This is a genomic window from Nocardioides daedukensis (assembly GCF_013408415.1).
Classification (GTDB): domain Bacteria; phylum Actinomycetota; class Actinomycetes; order Propionibacteriales; family Nocardioidaceae; genus Nocardioides; species Nocardioides daedukensis.
Window position 1 is genome coordinate 1,627,190 of record NZ_JACCAA010000001.1, and the last position, 16,887, is coordinate 1,644,076.

Here is a 16,887-nt window from a genome sequence, read left to right on the forward strand (position 1 = left end):
GGGCGTGGCAAACTACGCGCTGATGCCTCGCATCACGCCCCAGTAGCTCAGTGGATAGAGCAGCCGCCTCCTAAGCGAAAGGTCGCAAGTTCGACTCTTGCCTGGGGCACATCGGGAGCGGGAGGGTCTGGCTAGAGTCACTTGCCGTGGCCAAGAAGCGCAAGACCCTGCCCGCTGACTTCCGCGACCTCCTCGAGACCGGTGATCTGGCCGCGCTGCAGGCGGTCTTCGACAAGTGCGAGCTCGATGCTCGCGGGGGCTACAGCAAGACCACCGCTCTCGGCTTCGCCGATTGCCCCGATGACTTGGCTCGGTGGCTTGTCGGACAGGGCCTCGACGTGGACACGTCCAGCCTGCGCGATCAGCGCACGCCCTTGCACGAGCGGGCGTCAGGCTGGCGCTCGATCGCTGTCCTGATCGAGCTGGGTGCTGACGTCAACGTGCGCGACTCGCAGGGAAGTACGCCGATGCACGCGGCCGCCATGGTGCCCCACAACCTGGAGGCTCTGATCTCAGGCGGCGCCGAGGTTGACCCGGTGGCCCGTCGTTCCACGCCGTTGCGGTCCGCATTGATCTCCTGCGAGAACGCCCAGATCGCAATGGTGGCGGAATCGGCGGCAGTGCTGATCGCCGCCGGAGCGGCGATCCCCGACGATGCCAGTGAGCTCGTGACGCAGATCGGGACCAGGCTGGAGTTCGCCCGGTCGAAGTTCAACCCGGACTTCATCGAGGAGACCGATGCCGGGTTGCGGCGGCTGTATGAGCTCTTCGACGTCGAACCGGTCCCGCGCCGCCTGACACACGACGGCACCTCGCGCATCGAGGTCGACGCCACCGATACCAAGGGCCAGTACGCCGAGTTGTGGGCGCTCCTGGTTCCGGTGTCGGGACCCGCGACCATCGTGCAGGGCGAGGTGCTTCGCCTCGCGGGCAAGCTCTCCCGCGAGATCGACGGCAACGGCTCGATCAACTGGAACAACGACTTCAGGTCGATGACAGACGCGCTGGGTGTCCACCTCGCGTCCGGCAAGCCAGTGGACAACCTGGACGAGCTCGCACCGATGCTCGGACGGATCAGGACCGGCAATGCCCCACAGGCGGATCTGGCCTGCGTGCGGGAGTCGGCGGTGGCCTGGGTCCTGGGCAATCCCGACCCGACTCCGCTGCCCACCCCGTCGTACGCGCACTGAGGCCCCGCACAAGATCAGCCCAGTCGGCGCCGCACCACCCGCCGCCGCAGGGTGGGAGACGCCGCCAACTCGTAGCCGGCCTCGAGAAACACCTGAAGCAGCCCGACCGACGCCTCGTCCCAGATCACCGTCTTTCCCCGCGGTGGCTCGATCGGGTAGCCCTCCAGGACGCTGGCGCCGACCTGTGCGCCGTACTCGACGGTGGCGTTGGCGAGCTCATAGGTCAGCCCCGACTTGCGCATCGGCTTGCGTACGACGAAGCAAGTGACCGCCCAGACGTCCTCGAGCTCGGGGTCCATCCGCATCCATGCCTGCTTCCGGCTCCACAGTCGCGGGTAGTTCTCCCGGGGCTCGACGGCAACCCATCCGGCCGCTTCGCCGTCGACATAGCCGATGAGTCCAGACGTCGGGCCAGCCGTCCCGCAGGCGGTCTGCTCCAGCAGCGCGACGTCGCGCTCCTCCTGGGTGGTGTCGCGCCAGATCCACCCGGGCACCTTCATCGCCTGGCAGCGGCACTTGCGGGCGCCACTCGTGGCAAACACGGCTTCGACGTCCTCGGTCGTTGCCTGGTTGGCCGGTCGCCACGTGAACTCGGGCATGCTCGACGGTAACTGGCAGGATCGCCCCATGTCACTGACTCTCGTCACCGGCGGCACCCGCGGCATCGGTGCGGCGATCGCGACCCGCCTCGCCGACGACGGACACGACCTCGTGCTCGGCTACCTCAGCGATTCGCAGGCCGCCGAGGAGACGGCCACCCGTATTCGCGCGCTCGGCCGCACCTGCGTGAGCGTGCAGGCCGACCTGACCGATGCGGATGAGGTGGAGCGCCTCTTCGCTGCCGCAGCCGAAGTCGGCCCCCTCACCGCCGTGGTCAACAACGCCGGAGCGACGTACCGCTTCGCCTCCTTGGCCGACACCCCGCCCGAGGAGGTACGCCGTGTGGTCGAGGTGAACCTGCTCGCTCCGCTCTTCGTGGCACGTGCCGCGGTGCTCGCGATGCGGGAGAGCGGCGGAGTACTGGTCAACATCACCTCGGGCGCCGCGACCATCGGCTCACCCGGTGAATACGTGCACTACGCCGCCTCCAAGGCCGGGCTCGACACCCTCACCCGTGGCCTCGGCCTCGAGGTGGCCGCTCAGGGAATCCGCGTGGTGGCGGTGGCCCCCGGACTGATCGCCACCGACCTGCACGCCACCACCGGCGATGCTGGTCGCGTCGAACGGATGGCGCCCCAGATCCCGCTCGGCCGTGCGGGCCAGCCGACGGAGATCGCGGAGGCCGTCGCCTGGTTGATGAGCGACGCGGCCTCCTACATCACCGCGACGACGCTGCGGGTGGCCGGCGGACGGTGAGGGGGATCGAGGGCGCCTGAGTCCGACTGGTTCAGGACTCCTCGAGCCACTTCTTGAGCATGCCCAGGTTCGCCAACGCGGTGTACGCGCGAATCTGCGGGTAGTCGATCGTCACCCCGAAGGCGCCGGTCTGGGCGAACGCCGCGACATAGTTGATGGCCATCGGCACGGGCATGGCATAGAGCGGCACGCCTTCGGCTCCGGGTTCGACCAGGCCGGAGAGGCGGGCAGCCTCTTGCGCACGGGCAGCACTGCTGTAGATGCAGATCATCATCCCCGGTTCTGCCGCGAGGGAATAGGGGCTGGGATTCTCGGCAGATCCACGCGCAATGAAGAACCAATTCTCCAGCTTGGCGACGTGCTGCCACAGCGCGCGATCAGCGTTCACGTCGCCGCCGGGCGCGGAGTTGAGGACCGCATTGAGGCGATCGAGCTCGGCGACCTGCGCCGCTTGGTCGTCCATGTCGTTCGTGGGCTGGTCCACGATGCTCCCTGGGCCGTCGGTTTGAGCGTGTGCAGTGAAGTGCATCATGGGGGCGTGAGCAACGGGAGCCCGGAACACGAGGACGAGATCCTCGACGCCAGTCCGAAGCAGATCATAGCCGTCATCGAGAAGATGCCGGACCTGCCCTGGCCCCAAGGCGAGGAGTGGCTCGAGTGGAAGATCGCGGGGATCGAGGGGCACACCAACTTCCTGTGCCACATCGTTCCTCTGGCCGCCACCACTGACGGGAGGGGCGTCGAGGACTTCCTCCGCCCGCTGCGCAAACGGGCAGACAAGCGCTGGCGCCTGCGACACCACTTCGACGCCGCCCGATTCACCGATGACAAGGACACCGACCCTCGCCTCTACGACCGGCGCAGCGCCCCTGCCGGGATGATTCGCTCCCTCGGCGCCAAGGAGGCGACCTGGTGGGCACTGGGAACCGACGCCGTCGTCCTCTTCAACGGCTTCGACCCGACCGACCGGTTGCACAAGGCGGCAGTGATGGTCATCGCCCAGGACTGGCTCACCGTCGGGCGCGGCCCCGAGGAAGAAGCACTCGAAGCGGCTCGGTCAGCCGAGGGAGATGGGAGCCTCCTGAGCGACTTCCTCTCCGGTGACCAGAGCCGCATCCTCTCCTCGGTGTGGGCCGTGATCGCCACCCGGGACCCCGAGGTCCTGGCTCCGCTCGCGAAGCGACGGCTCGTGATCTACCGCTCCGCCAACAACATCGAGCTCGGCGGAGCGCTTGCCTCCAACGAGAAGAACTTCGAGCACGCACTCCTGCGCCTCGAGCTCTTCGACTCCTCGAAGTGCCTCTGTGCGGCCTATCCCGCATTCCAGTTCTATGAACCGGAGAAGGAGGAGACCCGCGGGCATGCCCGACGGCTGGGGACCCTCCCCAACGACGGCCAGTGGCATCCCGACGAGATCGTGTTGTGCCGTGACTGCGGCACTCTGTTCCGCGTGGAGCGCGGCGAGTACCACTACCCCTGGTGGAAGTGGACCCGGCTCGCGACGGTCCCCGAGAGCCTTCTCCCGGAGTGATCACGGCATCGCGGGATGCGTTCGCCTCAGTCGATGACCTCGAACTCCATCCCCGCGTTCCGCAACCGGGCCAGCAGGTTGGGCCCCATCGCCTGAGCGGTGGTCACCGAGCCGGCCGTCTCCGGGTTGTCGTCGAATGCGAGGCAGAGCGCGGACTCGGCGAGCATCTTCGACGTCTCGCTGTAGCCGGGGTCGCCACCTGAGACTCGCGTGTGCACCTTCTCGTTGCCGGCCTCACCGATGAAGTCGACCGTGAACCAGGACTTGCGTCGCCGCTCCACCGAGGGGCCCTCCCCCTGCTTGACCTTGCCCTTGATCAGGTTGCGCACCGGCTTGACCTGCGCGGCCAGCGCGAGCGTTCCGACGCCGATCGCGCCACCGGCCGCGAACCGCAACGTCTTGGTCCCGGCATAGTGCGAATAGGTGAACTTCGGACCGTAGGACGCCAGTGCAGCGCCGCTGCGCTGGACCACCTGCGGGTCGATCGTCGGCAGCGGCAGCAGCCAGTAGCCGAGGTCCTTGTCGCGGTGCGGCTTGCCGGCCGCGGCGCGGCTGGATCGACCGACCGGCCGCTCCTCCTTCTTGCGGCGTTCGGCGAACGCGGCCTTCATCTCGCGGGCCCGCTCCATCGCACCGAGCGCGGAGTGGAAGGTGCCGCCGGAGAAGGTGGCGTTGGAGCGTACGACGCCACGCAGCGTGATCGGCTGGTCCGGGGAGAGCTGCTGCACGGTGAACCAGGCGCCGAGGTCGTGCGGGATCGAGTCGAAGCCGCAGGCATGGATGATCCGGGCACCCGATGCGACGGCGGTCTCGTGGTGGGCCAGCCACATCCGATCGACGAACTCGGGCTCGCCGGTCAGGTCGACATAGTCGGTGCCACTGGCAGCACAGGCCGCGACCAGGGGCTCCCCGAACTGCAGGTAGGGCCCGACGGTGGTGATCACGACGCTGGTGCGCTCGGCCACGCTGGTCAGTGCGGTCCGGTCGGCGGCGTCGACGACGAGGAGGTCCATCATCTCCAGGCGCGGGTCGATCGCGGCCAGCTCGTCGCGGACCTTCGAGAGCTTCGCCTTGCTGCGCCCCGCGATCGCCCACCGCAACCGCGCCGGGGCGTGCCGAGCCAGATATTGCGCGGTCAGTCCCCCGGTGAATCCGGTCGCGCCGAAGAGGACGATGTCGTAGTCGCGTGCAGCCATGCGCCCACAATGCCATCCCTGTCCTGAACGTCGGGGGCGGTCTCGACGCAGCGCCCCGGACGCCGCACCGGCGTACCGTTGTTGCCATGTGCCGCAACATCCGCCCCCTCAACAACTTCGAGCCGCCGGCCACCAACGACGAGGTGACCGCAGCGGCGCTGCAATATGTCCGCAAGGTCGCCGGGACGACCAAGCCGTCCCAGGCCAACCAGGCCGCCTTCGACGAGGCCGTCTCCGAGATCGCCCACATCACCAGGCACCTGCTCGACAACCTGGTCACCACCGCGCCGCCCAAGGACCGCGAGGTCGAGGCCATCAAGCGGAAGGCGCGGGCCGCGGTCCGCTACGCGCGGTGACTGAGGCCGTCGCGGGGGTCGACGCGGGGATCGACGCGGGCTCGCTTGACCGCTCGTCCCCGGCTGCTCCACCCGAGCTTCCGGACGCGCTGGACCTGCTGGCATCTCGACCGCTCGTCGTGCTGACCGGCGCCGGTCTCTCCACGGACTCTGGTATCCCCGACTACCGCGGGCCCGGAGCGCCGACGCGGAGGCCGATGACCTACGACGAGTTCGTCTCCGGACCGGGTGCACAGCAGCGCTACTGGGCGCGCAGCCACCTCGGCTGGGGGCTGATGGCACGCGCAGAGCCCAACGACGGGCATCGGTCACTCGCGGCGATGGAGGCTCGGGGTCGGGTCCGGTTGTTGATCACCCAGAACGTGGACGGGCTCCACGAGGAGTCGGGCTCGGCCGCGGTCGCCCTGCACGGGCGGGTTGCACAGGTCGTCTGCCTCGGATGCCGCACGACCTCGTCGCGCGCGCTGCTCCAGAACCGGCTGGAAGCACTCAACCCCGGCTACGCCGAGCGGCACCGTGACGCGGCGATCCGACCCGACGGAGACGTGGAGCTCGAGGACACCGCCGGCTTCGTCGTGCCGCCGTGCGAGCTCTGTGGCGGAGTGCTCAAGCCCGACGTCGTCTTCTTCGGCGAGAACGTGCCGGCCGAGCGGGTGCAGCGCTGCTATCACGCCGTCGAGGCTCTCGCCGACGTTGACGGCGCGCTCCTGGTCGCAGGCTCCTCGCTCGCGGTGATGTCCGGGCTCCGGTTCGTGAAGCGCGCGCACGGGCGCGGCACCCCGATCGTGATCGTCAACCGCGGGACGACCCGGGGCGACGAGCTCGCGACGTACAAGCTCGGCGTCGGTTGCAGTGAGTTCCTCACTGCCCTTGCCAGGGAGCCGACCCCCGCACAGGCACCGTTCAGAGGCGCTTGACGAAGATGTGCTCGCCGGCCTCGTTGATGATCTCGGCACTCTCGCCACCGGAGCCGATCAGGATGCCGTCATCGGTGGCCACCACGACGACCGTCTTGTCCGGCAGGGCACCGACGCGGCGCAGTGCCATCATCAGGTCCTCGTCCTTCTGCATCTCTTCCGAGATCCGGCGCACGTGGACGCGCGACTCCTCCGAGGTCGCCACGCTGGACAGCGACTCGACGCCCTCCATGAAGCCCTCGCCCAGGATCTCCTGACCGAGCTCCTCCAGGCCGGGGATCGGGTTGCCGTACGGCGACTCGGTGGGGTGGTCCAGCAACGCGAGCAGGCGACGCTCGACGTTCTCCGACATCACGTGCTCCCAGCGGCACGCCTCGGCGTGCACGAGCTCCCAGTCCAGGCCGATCACGTCGGTGAGCAGGCGCTCGGCAAGGCGGTGCTTGCGCATCACCCGGGTGGCCAGGCGCAAGCCCTCGTCGGTGAGCTCCAGGTGGCGGTCACCCTCGACGGTGAGCAGTCCGTCGCGTTCCATCCGCGCCACGGTCTGGCTCACGGTCGGTCCACTCTGGTGCAGGCGCTCGGCAATCCGGGCCCGCAACGGGACGATCCCCTCCTCCACGAGCTCGAAGATCGTGCGGAGATACATCTCAGTGGTGTCGATCAGGTCGCTCACGGCCCCCATTGTGGCTCATCGCTCCCAGCGTTGTCGCCCGGCCCTTCATGCGGAGGGACAAAGCCGCTACGGTCGATCCCGGCATCGACTGAGAAGACTGGAGCCATGGAGCACTTTCCCGCTACCGAATTCACCATCCCGTCCCGCTTCCGGGGACCCGAGCACTCCGGAAACGGTGGCTGGAGCGCCGGCGCCCTTGCCGCGCTGGTCGAGAACGACTGCCCCGAGAACCGTGCCGAGACCTGGCCGCCGATCGAGGTGACCCTGCTCCAGCCCCCGCCGCTGGACGTCCCACTGACCGTCGACGTGGACGCAGACGGCGCCACGACCGCCTCCTTCGGCGGCTCGCTGATCATGCGGGCCAGGGTCGTCGCCGAGGCCGACCCGGCGCCGGTGGAGCGCGTGCCGGCCGAGGTGGCCCGCTCTGCCGAGGCCGCCTATCCGGGGCTGAGGAACCACCCCTTCCCCACCTGCTTCGCCTGCGGCACCGGGCGCGAGCCCGAGGACGGGCTGCGGATCTTCCCCGGCCCGGTCGAGCCGGTCGAGGGCCAGGCACGGGTCGCCGCGACCTGGACTCCGCACCCGAGCGTCCGCGAGGACTGGCACGAGTACGTCGACGACCAGGGTCGCGCGTCCCTGCCGGCGACCTGGGCGGCACTGGACTGTGCCGGGGCGTGGGCGGCCGACATCGGCGACCGGATGATGGTGCTCGGGCGGATCACGGCCGCCATCGACGCGCTTCCGGTGATCGGCGAGGAGCACGTCGTCCTCGGCCTGCACCGCGGGACCGAGGGTCGCAAGTCGTTCACCTCGACCACGATCCTCGACAGCGACGAACGGGTCGTGGCACGTGCCGAGCACGTCTGGATCGCCATCGAGCCGGGGTCCTTGGGAACCGCCCGATAAATCCCTTGTGACCCCTCGCGGACCGTCGTACCTTGGTGGGACACGGGAAAGGAGGTGGTCCGAGGAATGAATTCTTTTGGGACTCGTGAGGTGGCTGTCCGCTGGCAGCTCCACTGCTGACAGGCCCCATTCCGGGCAGCTGGCGACAGTGTCGAAGCCGCCGGCAATGCACGACAGTCACCCGACCCGCAGGTGCTCCGGACATCAGTCCGCCGGAGACGGTGCGCAGGTCTCCACCAGGAGAAACCGCCACCACACCTGCGGGTCGCTCCCATTTCCGATGGTCGCGTGACCGACTGGAAGGATGGCGACATGACCGCCCAACCGATCCGCGTGTTCCTGCTCGACGACCACGAGATTGTGCGTCGCGGGCTGCGCGGGCTGCTCGAGTCCGAGGGTGACATCGTCATCGTCGGCGAGGCCCGGGCCGCCAAGGGGGCGGCCGAGGCGATCCTCGAGCTGGCCCCGGACGTCGCGGTGCTCGATGCCAGGCTCGGTGACGGCTCGGGAGTCGAGGTGTGCCGCGACGTACGCTCCGCGAACCCCGACATCAAGGCCCTGATCCTGACCAGCCACGACGACGACGAGGCGATGTATGCCGCGATCATGGCCGGTGCGGCAGGCTACGTGCTCAAGCAGATCGAGGGATCCTCGCTGATCAGCGGGATTCGGCTCGTCGCCAGCGGGCACTCGCTGATCGACTCGGCGACGGCGTTGCGGTTGCTGCAGCGGCCTGCGGACCGGGACGTCCCCGACGAGCTGAGCGCCCTGACGCCCAAGGAACAGCAGATCCTGTCCGCGATCGCCGACGGGCTGACCAACCGCCAGATCGGCCTGAAGCTGCACCTGGCCGAGAAGACCGTGAAGAACCACGTCACCAACGTGCTCGCAAAGCTGGGCGTGCAGCGCCGTACACAGGCCGTGCTCGTCGCGTCGCGACTGCGACGTCGCTGACGCGCCGATCGCCCGGCAGCCGGAGAATCGGCTGGCCGGGCGACCTCGGCACCGCTCAGACCGTGAACTGACCGACCAGACCCTTCAGCTCGGCGGCCATCCCGGACAGGTCGGTGGCGGACTGGAGCGTGTTCTGCGCGCCCTGACGGGTGTCGTCGGCGGCGCTGGCCACCTGGGTCACGTCCGAGGCGATGCCGTTGGCGCCGGTGGCGGCCTCGGTCACGCTGCGGGCGATCTCGTTGGTGGTCGCGGTCTGCTCCTCGACCGCAGAGGCGATCGAGGCCTGGATGTCGTTGATCCGCCCGATCACCTCGGAGATCTCGGCGATCGCCGAGACCGCACCCTCGGTGCCGTTCTGGATCGCGACGATCTTCTGACCGATGTCCTCGGTCGCCTTCGCGGTCTCCTTGGCCAGCTCCTTCACCTCGTTGGCGACGACAGCGAAGCCCTTGCCCGCATCACCCGCACGGGCTGCCTCGATGGTGGCGTTGAGGGCGAGCAGGTTGGTCTGCTGGGCGATCGAGGTGATCACCTTGATCACCTGGCCGATCTCGGCGCTGGACTCGCCCAGCGAGGCGACGGTCTCCTGGGCCGAGGAGGCGACCTGCACGGCGCCGGTGGCCACCGTGGCCGCGTCCGTCGCGTTCTTCGCGATCTCGCGGATGCTCGCAGTCATCTCCTCGGCGGCACTGGCCACCGTCTGGATGCTGGCCGAGACCTGGACCGACGCGCTCGACGCGCTCGCGGCGCGGTCCGAGGTGAGCGACGCACCCTGGCCCATCCCCTGCGAGAGGATGGTGAGCTGCTCGGAGGAGACCGCGAGGGTGTCCGCCGTACGCCCGATCTCGCCCATGCTGCCGCGCAGGTTGCCGAGCAGGGAGCCCAGTCCCGCTGCCAGCTGGCCGATGGCGTCCTCACCCTCGACCGGGATCGAGCGGGTCAGGTCGCCCGTCTCGGCAGCGCGGACCACCTCGAGCACCAGGTCGACCTTGCGGGAGAGCTCGGCGGCATTCTCGCGATCCGAGGTCTCCTTCTCGATGCGCGCCAGCGCCTGGGAGACCAGGCGCCCCACGTTGCGCAGCGCGTCGAGGCGCTGCTCGGACGGGTCCAACGTCTCGGTCGAGAAGAAGTCCATCGTGCCGATGACCTCATCGGCCACGGTGATCGGGAAGCAGATCCCCGACTTGACACCGACCCGCTGGGCAACGGGCGCCCGCACGCAGTCCGTCATCTCGCCGATGTCGCGGGTGAAGACGAGGTCGCGCTGTGCCCAGACCCGTCCCGAGAGCCCGATGCCCGGGGCGAAGGACGCCTCCAGCGTGACCTTGCGGAACTCGGGGCCGGCGTCGCCGGACTCCGCCTCGAAGCGCAGGACCTGGCTGGCCGGGTCGATGCGCCAGAAGGAGCCGTAGACCCAGCCGAACTCGTTGCGCACGGTGTCGAGGGCGACCTGGATGGCACCCTCGACCGTGGTGGAGGTGGCCATCTCGATCAGCACCTTGTTGACCGCTGCCGTGTCCGTGGAGGCCGCCAACCGTTCCTTCTGCGCCTGGACCCGGTCGGTGATCGCGATCCACGACACCATCGCGCCGTTGAACACGCCGCCGTCCTGGACCTCGCTGATGGTGAGGTCGATGACCTCGTCCGCGACCTCCAGCTGCGCCGTGTAGGGAAGCTGCGAGGGGTCCTCCCAGAAGGAGGAGAGCTTGTCCGGGTCCTCACCGAGCAGCGCGAAGAACGGCGTCACGTCCGAACCGATGAGGTCGTCGACCGCCACCGGCAAGAAGACCTCCAGCGGGCGCAGCTTCTCCACCGCCTTGTCGTTGGCATAGCGGATCCGCTTGTCCACGTCGACCAGGAAGACCCGGGCCGCGAGGCCGTCGAGGACCGAGCGGACCTGGCCGAACGGGTCGATCTGCTCGACACTGCCGCGATCCCCGTCGCCGGGGCCCTTGGCGTGGTGCCCGTTCAGGCTGGGGGCGATCTCGAGGTCGGTCATGGTGTGCCTCCGGTGGCATCAGGCGCAGTGGGTACGTCGACTGCGCGGTCGGGGTCGAGGACGAGCAGGATGGAGTCGGGCAGGGAGAGCACGCCACGGACGGCACCCTGGATCGTGAGTGGAACGGTGCTGGGGACTGGTTCGAGCCGGTGCTCGCTGGTGTCGATGACGTCGCCGATGTCGTCGACGAGGAGGCTGACCACCTCTCCGCGGTTGCGGACGATGACGTTCATCGGACGTTCGTCTGCCGCCCGGGCCGGGAGCCCGAGGCGCAGCCTGAGGTCGAGAGCGATCACGATCTGGCCGCGCAGGTTGATCAGGCCACGGACCGCCTCGGGTGAGCGCGGCACCGGGGTCATCTCCTGGTGGCGCAACACCTCCTGGACGTCCTCCACGGCGACCCCGAAGTCGAGGCCGGCGACGCGGAAGGTGCAGTGCAGCGAACTGGTGGATGTCGTGCTCATCAGGCCCCCACCCCGATCCGGTTGATCACGGCGGACAGGTCGACCAGATCGGTGACCCGCTCCTGGACGACCGCCGAGCCGAACACGCCGGGGCGTCGCCCGACGTCGCTGCGGGTCACCGTCGTCTCGACGACGTCGAGCACCCGGTCGATCACGATGCCGACACGGTGCGGACTGGCGGGGTCACCGAACTCGTGCACGACCACGTTGAGCCGGCTCGGCTCCCCCGGCGTCTCGGGCAGCCCGATCGTCGAGGCCAGGCGGATCAGGGGCAGGATCCCGTCGCGATACTGCACGACCTCCTCGAGTCCGGAGGGTTCCACCTGTGCGGCGTCGAACTCCTCCAGGCGGGAGACCTCCACGATGGGAACCGCGGCCCGGCGACCGGACGAGATCTCCATGACCAGCAGGGCCGTGGTGTCGTCGGTGGCGGTCTGTGTGGCCACCACTGCGGTGGGTACGGCGGTGAGGTTGCGGTCCCGGGCCAGGCCGGGGACGTCGAGGATCAACGACACCCGGCCGTCGCCCATGATGGTGGCGCCGGCATACATCCCCAGGCTCTTGAGCTGTCGCCCGATCGGCTTGACGACGATCTCCTGGGTGTCGTGCACGTCGTCGACGCAGAGCCCGAAACGGATGTCGTCGGCCTGCACCACGATCACGGTCAGCGCGTCGCTCTGCGCCTGCTCCTCCCCGAGCACCACGCCCAGGGAGACCAGTGGGAGCAGGTGTCCGCGCAGGCGCAGGACCGGTGCACCGGCCAGGTGCTCGATGTCGCGGGTCAGTGCCTCGCCCTCGATCTTCACCAGCTCGACGAGGTTGGCCTGCGGGATCGCATAGCGTTCGTCGGCCTGGGCCACGATCAGTGCGGGGATGATCGCCAGGGTGAGCGGGATCCGCACCCGCACCGTGGTTCCCTCACCCTTGCGGGTGGTGATGTCGACAGTGCCGCCGATGCGCTCGATGTTGGTGCGTACGACGTCCATGCCGACCCCACGCCCGGAGACGTTGGTGACTGCCTCGGCGGTGGAGAAGCCGGCGTGGAAGACCAGGTTCACGATCTCGCGGGGGTCCATCCGGGCGGCGGCCTCATGGGTGATCACCCCACGGCGTACGGCAGCCTCGGCGATCTTCACGGGATCGATGCCGCGGCCGTCGTCGGAGATCTCCACGACCACCTGGCCGCTCTCGTGGCTGGCCTTCAGGTGCAGGTTGCCCTTGGCCGGCTTGCCCTGCGCGATGCGTTCGGCCGGGGTCTGGATGCCGTGGTCGAGGGCATTGCGGACCAGGTGCGTCAGTGGGTCGCGGAGGGCTTCGAGCAGCGAGCGGTCGAGCTCGGTGTCGTGGCCCTGCATGTCGAGGTCGACCTCGCGGCCGAGCTGGTTGGCCAGGTCGCGCACGATCCTCGGCATCTTCGACCAGACCTGCCCGATCGGCTGCATGCGGGTGGCCATGATGCCCTCCTGCAGCTCGCTGGCGACCAGGTCGAGGCGCTGTGCGGCACGCAGCAGCTCGACGTCCTCGCGGCCCTCGGTGCGTTGCAGGATCTGGTTGCGGGTGAGCACGAGTTCGCCCACGAGCTGGACGAGGTCGTCGAGCAGATCGACGTCGACCCGGACCGAGCTGTCGGCGACGCCGCGGCGAGGCTCGTCGTCGGGCGTCTCGTTGGCTGGGGCGGTTGGCTGTACAGGCACCGCGGGCGCGTCGGACTGCGCGGGTTCGGTGAGCACAGCTGGCTCGATGGGCGCAACAGGCGCGGCGACCTGGGCGGGAGCTGCAGACGCGGGGGCCTGAGCCGGCTCGGCTGGTGCTTCCATCGCTGCGGTGAGGGCATCCATCACGCTGACGATGTCGACCGTGGTGTCTGCGTCACCGCCGGTCTCCTCGATCACTGCCAGGAGCGCACGGACGGCGTCGACCATCACCAGCAGGGTGCCGGTCAGCTCCCGGGTCAGCAACATCTCCCCGTCGCGCAACTTGGACAGCAGGTTCTCGCCGACGTGGGTCAGCTGCTCGAGTCGACCGAGCGCGAGGAAGCCGCTGGTTCCCTTGATCGTGTGGATCGTGCGGAAGATGCTCGAGAGCAGGTCCCGCGATCCGGGGTCCTGCTCGAGTGCGACCAGGTCACGGTCGAGCTGGTCGAGGTTCTCGTGGCTCTCCACGAGGAACTCGGCGATGATCTCGGCGTCGTCGTCCATGGTGCTCCCTCCCTTCCCTCAACCGCGTCAATCGGCAGTTGGGGCAGGGAGTTGAGCGATTCTTCAAGGGCTCACGTCGCCCGGGCGATGGGGCGAGCAGGAAGTTCGCTGGTTCAGCGCGACGTGCGCAGGGCCTTCGCCAAGGACGCGACTGCAGCCTCGCTCGGCGAGGCGGCCTCGCGGTTGCTCGACTCGAGCTGGGCGATCAGCTCGGCCCGCTGCACCGCAACGCTCCGTGGCGCGTCGATGCCGACACGGACGACGTCACCGCGGACCTCGAGGATCGTGATCACGACGTCGTCACCGACGAGGACGGACTCCCCCGCCTTGCGACTCAGCACCAGCATGAGCACACGTTAACGGTTCACCCGCCCCGGTGCAGGGAACGGGGTCGCCCCGGCGCTGCGGCGGTGTTCGGTTCAGACGACGAGCGGAGCAGCGAGCGCGTGCCGGGAGTCGTCGAGGATCACCTGTGCCGCGCGGCGGTTGGTGGTGTTCACGACGATGGGTGCGACCAGGTTCGCGGTGGTCGAGGCGAGCGACTCGCCCGGCTTGAGCACCAGCAGGACCAGCGCCTCCTCGGCACTGGTCAGGCCGAGCAGGTTCACGTCCTCGTCGCCGAGGACCGGCTCGTAGTCATCGAAGAACTGGCCCGGCGTGATGACCAGGAAGCGCAGGTCCTCGTGGTCCAGGGACCGCAGCTCGCAGAGCGTCCCATCATCATCGAGACGAACCAGGGCGAAACGTTGGTCACCGTCGAACCCGGGCATCGGGCGAACCAGGTCGATGACGGGGATCTCCTGCACGTCTGCTCCGTTCTTCTGGTGCCACCGATTTCCCACTCGAGGAGCGGCTGGGTGCGTGGCCGTCATCATCGCAGATAGTCCATCAGCGACGTGGACAGGACGCGGGCCGACGAGGCGAGCGATGCCTGATAGGCAACATCGGCCAGTTTGACGTCGATCGCGGTCTTCACCAGGTCGACGTCCTCCAGGTCCGAGAGCCGGGCGGTCAGGGTGAGCTCGGTGTCGACCGAGGAAGCAAGCACGTCGTCGAGTCGTTTCTGACGGATTCCCACGTCGACCTGGGTGTTGGTCAGGTCGGTCATTCGACCGGCCAAGATGTCGATGCCGGCTCTGATCTCGTCACCGTCGCCCGCGCGGAGTGCGCTCGAGAGCGCTGCCAGGTCGTCGAAGAGCGAGTCGCCGGCCGTGCCGAACACCGCGAGCCCGTCGACGTCCACACGCACCGAGACCCCGTCGGCCACGGTCCGGTTCACCGCAGCGGGGGTGCCGATGTAGGTGCCGTCCGCATCGTAGGCCTTCGACCCCGCGGTCACGCCGCCGAAGACCGGGCGACCCAGGTAGTCGGTGTTCGCCTGGGTGATCAGGCTCTCCCGGATCTGGTCGACCTCGACCGCCAGGGCCTCTCGGCTGGCCGGGCTCATCGCCCCCTCGTTGGCGCCGGTCAGGGCCAGCTCGCGGGCACGACGTACCTGCGAGGTCATCGAGGCGAGTGTGGTGTCGAGCTGGCCCAGCCAACCGATGCCGTCCTGGGCGTTGGCAGCGAACTGCTTGTTCGCCGCGGCCTCCGCTCGCACGCGCATCGCTTCGATGGTGTCCGTCGGCGAGTCGGACGGCCGGTTCAGCCTGCGTCCCGACGCGAGCTGCTCCTGCAGCTTCGCAGCGCGCGAGGAGTTCGTCTCGATGGCCGTCAGCGACTGGCGCACCATCATGTTCTGGGTCACGCGTCCCAGGGCCATCAGCGCACCAGTCCTGTCCGGTTGATCAGAGTGTCGAGCACGGAGTCCATCACGGTCATCACCCGCGAGGCGGCCTCATAGGAGCGCTGCGCGCTGACCAGGTTGACCATCTCCTCGTCGATGCTGACGCCCGAGAGGGACTCACGGCTGTTGTCGACCTGCTTGGTGAGGACCTGCTGGTTCGCGGCGAGACGGTGCACGGAGGCGACCTCGGTGCCGAACACCGCGACCAGGCGCTGGTAGGACCCCTCGACGCCCGACGAGGTCGAGAGCAGGTCTGCGTTGCTGCCGTCCAGGCCGCCACCGGCAATCGCGGAGGCGGCGACACCCTTGCCGTCACTCAGCGCGACCTGCAGGCTCGCGACGACGTCGGGCGGGGTGTAGGAGAAGAGCGCCTGCCCGGGATTGCCCTCGAGGTCGAAACCGGCCTGGTGGGCCGCGTTCATCTCGTCGGCGAAGTCCTGGGCGACCGCGTCGAGCCCGGCCCGATAGGACGGCAGGGTCGTGGTCAGCAGCTCCGCGATGGCACCGACCTCGCCGCTGATGCCCGCCGGGAGCATGGTCGTGCCCGACGACGTGGTGATGGCCAGGGCGACTGCTCCCCCGCCTGATCCGTCCGGGTTCACGCCGGCGGTGAGCTCGAGCGTGCCCGCCTTGTTGCCGGCGACGAGGCTGACGCCGTTGAGGGCGACATCCATCCCGCCATCGGCGCGGACCGTGCCGCTGGCGCCGGTCATCTCGGAGAGCTTGAGGGTGAGTGAGTCGCGCTGGTCGAGCAGTGTCCCGGCATCGATGCCGTTGCCCTGCGCCTCGGCGATGCTCTGATTCGTGCGAGCCAGGTCCGCGGCCAGGATGTTGACCTCCCGGACGTTGACGAGGAGTTGGGAGCGGAGTCCCTCCTCCTCGGTGACCACGTTGCGGTGCTGCACCGCGAAGGCGTCGACGAGGGTCTCGGCGGCGACCAAGACCTGGCTGCGCGCTGCCTCGTTGCCAGGGTTGTTCGAGAGGTTCTGCCACGACGAGCGATAGCTGGCCAGTGCAGCCGACACTCCCGCCGTCCCGGGCTCACCGATGCCGGCCTCGACCCGGTCCAGGACGACGCCACGGGTGTCGAGGAAGGCCTGGGTGCCGTGCTCCTTGCGTGCGCGCACGTCGAGGAACTGGTTGGCCAGGCGGTCGATGCCTGCCACGGTGACGCCGTCACCGACACCGTTGCCTCGGGACCAGAGGCCCGCGACGTCCTGGGTGGAGGAGGAAGCGCCGACGACCCGGCGACGTACATAGCCGTCAGTGCCGACGTTGGCCAGGTTGTTGCTGGCCACGTCCATCGCGACCTGGCTGTAGCGCAACCCGCTCAGTGCGGTGTTGAAGGAGGCCATGCTGCC

General features: G+C 68.8%; 18 protein-coding genes and 1 tRNA gene. 8 read left to right on the plus strand and 11 right to left on the minus strand.

Annotation, left to right across the window (positions count from 1 at the left end; translation table 11 throughout):
• Positions 1–36 precede the first annotated feature (36 nt).
• A tRNA-Arg gene (locus tag BJ980_RS08080) sits at positions 37–109 on the plus strand.
• Positions 110–146: 37 nt separating this feature from the next.
• Positions 147–1,190: an ankyrin repeat domain-containing protein gene (locus tag BJ980_RS08085; protein WP_179501819.1), complete on the plus strand. Its 1,044-nt coding sequence runs from the start codon at positions 147–149 to the stop codon at positions 1,188–1,190.
• Between the two features lie 14 nt (positions 1,191–1,204).
• Here the strand turns inward: BJ980_RS08085 and BJ980_RS08090 are convergent, their stop codons facing one another.
• Positions 1,205–1,789: a GNAT family N-acetyltransferase gene (locus BJ980_RS08090; protein ID WP_179501820.1), complete on the minus strand. Its 585-nt coding sequence runs from the start codon at positions 1,787–1,789 to the stop codon at positions 1,205–1,207.
• 28 nt (positions 1,790–1,817) lie between these two features.
• Between BJ980_RS08090 and BJ980_RS08095 the strand changes: the two genes are divergently transcribed.
• Positions 1,818–2,546 carry an SDR family NAD(P)-dependent oxidoreductase gene (locus BJ980_RS08095; protein ID WP_179501821.1) on the plus strand — a complete coding sequence of 243 codons (729 nt, stop codon included), beginning with the start codon at positions 1,818–1,820 and terminating at the stop codon, positions 2,544–2,546.
• Positions 2,547–2,577: 31 nt separating this feature from the next.
• Here the strand turns inward: BJ980_RS08095 and BJ980_RS08100 are convergent, their stop codons facing one another.
• Complete coding sequence (locus BJ980_RS08100; protein WP_218855445.1) at positions 2,578–3,030, minus strand: hypothetical protein; 453 nt, start codon at positions 3,028–3,030, stop codon at positions 2,578–2,580.
• Between the two features lie 54 nt (positions 3,031–3,084).
• Here BJ980_RS08100 and BJ980_RS08105 point away from each other — a divergent pair, with 54 nt between their 5' ends.
• The gene (locus BJ980_RS08105; RefSeq protein WP_179501822.1) at positions 3,085–4,077 is read left to right on the plus strand and encodes a hypothetical protein; all 993 of its coding nucleotides are present in this window, start codon (positions 3,085–3,087) and stop codon (positions 4,075–4,077) included.
• A 26-nt stretch (positions 4,078–4,103) separates the two neighbouring features.
• Here the strand turns inward: BJ980_RS08105 and BJ980_RS08110 are convergent, their stop codons facing one another.
• Positions 4,104–5,273, minus strand: coding sequence for a saccharopine dehydrogenase family protein (locus BJ980_RS08110; RefSeq protein WP_179501823.1), 1,170 nt, complete (start codon positions 5,271–5,273; stop codon positions 4,104–4,106).
• Positions 5,274–5,359: 86 nt separating this feature from the next.
• Between BJ980_RS08110 and BJ980_RS08115 the strand changes: the two genes are divergently transcribed.
• Positions 5,360–5,629, plus strand: a complete 270-nt coding sequence (locus BJ980_RS08115) for a DUF2277 domain-containing protein (RefSeq protein ID WP_179501824.1) — start codon at positions 5,360–5,362, stop codon at positions 5,627–5,629.
• The gene (locus BJ980_RS08120) at positions 5,626–6,546 is read left to right on the plus strand and encodes a Sir2 family NAD-dependent protein deacetylase (protein ID WP_343047741.1); all 921 of its coding nucleotides are present in this window, start codon (positions 5,626–5,628) and stop codon (positions 6,544–6,546) included. Before BJ980_RS08115 ends, BJ980_RS08120 begins: the two co-directional genes overlap by 4 nt.
• Here the strand turns inward: BJ980_RS08120 and BJ980_RS08125 are convergent.
• A complete protein-coding gene (locus BJ980_RS08125; RefSeq protein ID WP_179501825.1) occupies positions 6,533–7,219 on the minus strand; it encodes an iron-dependent transcriptional repressor DtxR in 687 nt (228 codons plus the stop codon). The two genes, BJ980_RS08120 and BJ980_RS08125, sit on opposite strands and share 14 nt — an antisense overlap.
• Positions 7,220–7,324: 105 nt before the next feature.
• On the opposite strand from BJ980_RS08125, the gene BJ980_RS08130 reads away from it, so the two are divergent.
• Both BJ980_RS08130 and BJ980_RS08135 read left to right on the plus strand, forming a co-directional pair.
• Positions 7,325–8,125 carry a hypothetical protein gene (locus BJ980_RS08130; RefSeq protein ID WP_179501826.1) on the plus strand — a complete coding sequence of 267 codons (801 nt, stop codon included), beginning with the start codon at positions 7,325–7,327 and terminating at the stop codon, positions 8,123–8,125.
• A 312-nt stretch (positions 8,126–8,437) separates the two neighbouring features.
• On the plus strand, positions 8,438–9,079 hold the full coding sequence (locus BJ980_RS08135; protein ID WP_179501827.1) for a response regulator: 642 nt from the start codon (positions 8,438–8,440) through the stop codon (positions 9,077–9,079).
• A gap of 55 nt (positions 9,080–9,134) precedes the next feature.
• Here the strand turns inward: BJ980_RS08135 and BJ980_RS08140 are convergent, their stop codons facing one another.
• The 7 genes from BJ980_RS08140 to flgK all read right to left on the minus strand — a co-directional run bounded on the left by BJ980_RS08140 (position 9,135) and on the right by flgK (position 16,881).
• Positions 9,135–11,078, minus strand: a complete 1,944-nt coding sequence (locus BJ980_RS08140; protein WP_179501828.1) for a methyl-accepting chemotaxis protein — start codon at positions 11,076–11,078, stop codon at positions 9,135–9,137.
• Positions 11,075–11,542, minus strand: coding sequence for a chemotaxis protein CheW (locus BJ980_RS08145; protein ID WP_179501829.1), 468 nt, complete (start codon positions 11,540–11,542; stop codon positions 11,075–11,077). The genes BJ980_RS08140 and BJ980_RS08145 overlap by 4 nt, the downstream gene beginning before the upstream one ends.
• The gene (locus BJ980_RS08150) at positions 11,542–13,740 is read right to left on the minus strand and encodes a chemotaxis protein CheA (RefSeq protein WP_179501830.1); all 2,199 of its coding nucleotides are present in this window, start codon (positions 13,738–13,740) and stop codon (positions 11,542–11,544) included. The genes BJ980_RS08145 and BJ980_RS08150 overlap by 1 nt, the downstream gene beginning before the upstream one ends.
• Positions 13,741–13,853: 113 nt before the next feature.
• On the minus strand, positions 13,854–14,087 hold the full coding sequence (gene csrA / locus BJ980_RS08155; RefSeq protein ID WP_179501831.1) for a carbon storage regulator CsrA: 234 nt from the start codon (positions 14,085–14,087) through the stop codon (positions 13,854–13,856).
• Positions 14,088–14,159: 72 nt separating this feature from the next.
• Complete coding sequence (gene fliW / locus BJ980_RS08160; RefSeq protein ID WP_343047742.1) at positions 14,160–14,546, minus strand: flagellar assembly protein FliW; 387 nt, start codon at positions 14,544–14,546, stop codon at positions 14,160–14,162.
• 65 nt (positions 14,547–14,611) lie between these two features.
• On the minus strand, positions 14,612–15,502 hold the full coding sequence (flgL, locus tag BJ980_RS08165) for a flagellar hook-associated protein FlgL (protein ID WP_179501833.1): 891 nt from the start codon (positions 15,500–15,502) through the stop codon (positions 14,612–14,614).
• A complete protein-coding gene (gene flgK / locus BJ980_RS08170; RefSeq protein ID WP_179501834.1) occupies positions 15,502–16,881 on the minus strand; it encodes a flagellar hook-associated protein FlgK in 1,380 nt (459 codons plus the stop codon). Before flgK ends, flgL begins: the two co-directional genes overlap by 1 nt.
• Positions 16,882–16,887: the final 6 nt, after the last annotated feature.